The organism is Herbaspirillum sp. B65, from assembly GCF_000333555.1.
In the GTDB taxonomy this organism is placed as follows: Bacteria; Pseudomonadota; Gammaproteobacteria; order Burkholderiales; family Burkholderiaceae_D; genus Herbaspirillum; species Herbaspirillum rubrisubalbicans.
Genome location: NZ_BADI01001221.1, coordinates 1 through 939 on the forward strand (window position 1 = coordinate 1; position 939 = coordinate 939).

1 protein-coding gene and 1 pseudogene are annotated in these 939 nt (G+C 63.6%); both read left to right on the forward strand.

Going from position 1 to position 939, the window contains the following annotated elements:
* Positions 1 to 224: pseudogene (locus I5W_RS28795) on the forward strand (lipid-A-disaccharide synthase); the annotation flags it as partial.
* A gap of 60 nt (positions 225 to 284) precedes the next feature.
* Positions 285 to 926, forward strand: a complete 642-nt coding sequence (gene rnhB / locus I5W_RS28800) for a ribonuclease HII (RefSeq protein WP_044531824.1) — start codon at positions 285 to 287, stop codon at positions 924 to 926.
* Positions 927 to 939: the final 13 nt, after the last annotated feature.

Here is a 939-nt window from a genome sequence, read left to right on the forward strand (position 1 = left end):
GGCCTGCCCATATCCTGGCGCGCGAATTCCTGGTGCCGGAACTGCTGCAGCACCAGGCCACGCCCCAGGCGCTGGCCGATGCCATGTGGTTCCAGTTGGAAGATCACGCGCACCAGCAGCGCCTGGCGCGGCGCTTTGCCGACCTGCATCAGTCCCTGCTGCGCGATACCAGCCGGGAGAGCGCCAACGCGGTATGTGAAGTCATGGGTGCAAGACGCCGTTGACATGCAGGGATGAAGGATCGCTGCGGCGATCGGTTTATAAGTTTGATGAAGGAAATTGCTATGCCCAAGGCGGCGCCCCAGACCCTGGCTTTATTCGACGACTATACCGGCGAGATCATCTGCGGGGTCGATGAGGCCGGCCGTGGTCCGCTGGCCGGCCCCGTCTTTGCGGCCGCCGTGATCCTCGATCCGGCGCGTCCGGTCAAGGGCTTGCGTGATTCCAAGAAACTCTCCGAAGCCGCGCGTGACAGCCTGGCGCTGGAAATCAAGGAATCGGCCCTGGCCTGGGCCATTGCTTCCTGCAACGAGCAGGAAATCGACGAACTCAACATCCTGCACGCCAGCATGTTGGCCATGCGGCGCGCGGTGGAATCGCTCTCGACGCTGCCCACGCTGGCCTTGATCGATGGCAACCGCTGCCCGGTCATGAGCATTCGTTCCGAAGCCATCGTCAAGGGCGACGACAAGGTGCCGGCCATCTCGGCCGCCTCCATCCTCGCCAAGACCGCCCGCGACGCCGCGCTGATGGTCTTGCACGACACCTATCCGCACTACGGTTTCGACCGCCATAAGGGCTATCCGACCCCCTTGCACCTGGAAATGCTGCGCCTGCATGGCGTCTCGCCGGTCCATCGCCGCTCCTATGCGCCGGTCAGGGCCTTGCTGTCTGCCCAGACCGTGATGCCGGCGTTGACGAGATGAGCATGAAACTGAT

Excerpts from the sequence above, each read along its gene's own strand:
- rnhB (WP_044531824.1), top strand. The coding sequence starts at position 285 with ATGCCCAAGGCGGCGCCCCAGACCCTGGCTTTATTCGACGACTATACC.